Origin of the sequence: Erythrobacter sp. (assembly GCF_038133525.1) — a bacterium.
In the GTDB taxonomy this organism is placed as follows: domain Bacteria; phylum Pseudomonadota; class Alphaproteobacteria; order Sphingomonadales; family Sphingomonadaceae; genus Qipengyuania.
Map to the genome: position 1 here is coordinate 1 of NZ_JAYPTL010000122.1, position 2,194 is coordinate 2,194.

Below are 2,194 nucleotides of genomic sequence, written 5' to 3' on the forward strand. Positions count from 1 at the left end.
CAAGGCGTCCGTCTGCCGGACCTTCAAGGTGCCGCGTTCGACCCTTCTCGGCACGCTTGCCCGGATCGGCTGGACCGCACCGGCCAAGGTCTAAGCCGATGCCGCGTCGCGCCGTCCTGTCGGACGAGCAACGCGCGGCGTTGCTCGCGCTTCCCGACGACGAAACCCTGCTCGTCCAGCACTGGACATTGAGCCGGGACGACTTGGCCATCATCGTCCGCCGGAGGCGACCGCATAACCGGCTGGGTTTCGCGATCCAGCTTTGCGCGCTGCGCTATCCTGGCCGTTTCCTGCGACCCGGTGAACTGATCCCTGATACGCCGCTCGCGTTCGTCGCAGAGCAATTGCAGGTCGGACCCGAGGTGCTGGCCGACTACGCGACGCGCGGCCCGACCCGGTACGAACAGCTCGATGCACTGCGCGATGCATTCGGCTTCATGCCGCTCAGTCGGCCGCTGCGAACGACGTTGCAGGAATGGCTCCTGCCGATCGCGCTGACGACGACCAGCGGGGCTAGGCTGGCGCGCGTGATGCTGGATGAGTGCCGGCGACGGCGCATCATTGTGCCGGGCATCAGTTCGGTCGAGCGGATGGTCGCACAGGCGTTGCTCGATGCCGAACGCCATGTCGCCGAGCATCTGACCCGAGGACTCGATGCTCGACAGCGCCGGCTGCTCGATGCGCTTCTCCTGCCCCACACAGGCACGAACTTGAGCGATCTGGCCTGGGTGCGGCAGTCACCCGGCAAGCCCGGCCGAAAGACATTCGCCGCCATCATCGAGCGACTGACACTGCTTCGGGCCATCGGGATCGATCCGGATATCGCCGTAGGCGTCCATCCCGAGCGCCTCCGACGCCTGTGCCAGGAAGGCGTGCGGCTGACCGCGCAACATGTTCGGACGCTGCAAGCGACGCGGCGTCGCGCCACATTGGTGGCGACCATCCTCGAAACCATCGTTACCCTCACCGACGATGCGGTGCTGATGTTCGATCGCCTGCTTGGGCAGATGTTCCGGCGCGAACAGAACAGCGCGGACACGACACTCAAGCGCAACCGGCGCACCATCAACGGCAAAATCCGGCTGCTTGCCCAACTCGGCGCTGCCTTGCTCGCCGCCAAGATATCAGGTGGCGATATCGGCGCTGCGGTCGAGGCAGCGATCGGATGGAATGATCTCGGCCGCGAGGTCGATGAAGCCCGCAAGCTGATCCGCCCCGATTCGGTCGATCCCGTCGCGGTCGCCGCGACCAATTACCCCGTCCTCCGACAGGTCGGTCCCTCGTTCATCGCCTCGTTCACATTCGGGGCGGTGCCAGCCTGCCATGCGCTCGCGCGAGCGGTCGCGATCATGCGCGACCTTCATTTTGGTCATCTGCGCAAATTGCCTGCAGGCACGCCAGTCGGCTTCATCCGGCAAGCTTGGCGTCGGGCGATCGGCACCGGCATTCCCGATCGCAGGATCTATGAATTGTGCGTGCTGGTCGAGCTTCGCGACCGGCTTCGCGCCGGCGACATGTGGGTCGAGGGAAGCCGACGCTATCGTGCTGTCGAGCAGCAACTCATTCCTGCCCCCGTATTCGCCAACATGCGCGCGGCCGGCCCCTTGCCGATACCGGCACCGGATACGGCCGATATCTGGCTGGCCGAACGACGCGCCCGCCTCGCCCGTCGATTGGCCGAGGTCGAGCGAAAGGCGGAGACGGACGCGCTGGAAGACGTGCAGCTCAGCTTGGGCAGGCTGCGGATTTCGCCCTTGAAGGCGATTACTCCCGAGGAATCCGATACCGCCCTTGCGCCGCTCTATGCGCATCTGCCCGCGATCCGCATCACCGACCTTCTTGCCGAAGTCGATCGATGGACCGGGTTCAGCCAGTGCTTCACGCATCTGCAAAGTGGCCGTGCCGCGGATGAACCACGTGCGATCCTCACGGCGGTGCTCGCCGATGCCACCAATCTGGGCCATACGCGCATGGCGGAAGCCTGCAATCTCGTGACCCAGCGCCAACTCGGTTGGCTCGCCTCATGGCATCTGCGCGAGGAAACCTACGGTCGCGCGCTCGCCCGGCTTGTCGACGCCCAACACACCGCGCCGCTGGCCGCGCTGTTCGGGTCCGGCACCTCGTCCAGCTCAGACGGTCAGAACTTTCCGCTCGACCGCCGCGCCCAGGCAACCGGCGCAGTCAATCCGCACAA

1 pseudogene is annotated in these 2,194 nt (G+C 65.7%); it reads left to right on the forward strand.

Features of this window, described 5'->3' with window-relative positions:
• Nucleotides 1-98 precede the first annotated feature (98 nt).
• Nucleotides 99-2,194 (forward strand): annotated as a pseudogene (locus AAFM29_RS16850) (Tn3-like element ISMpo10 family transposase); the annotation flags it as partial.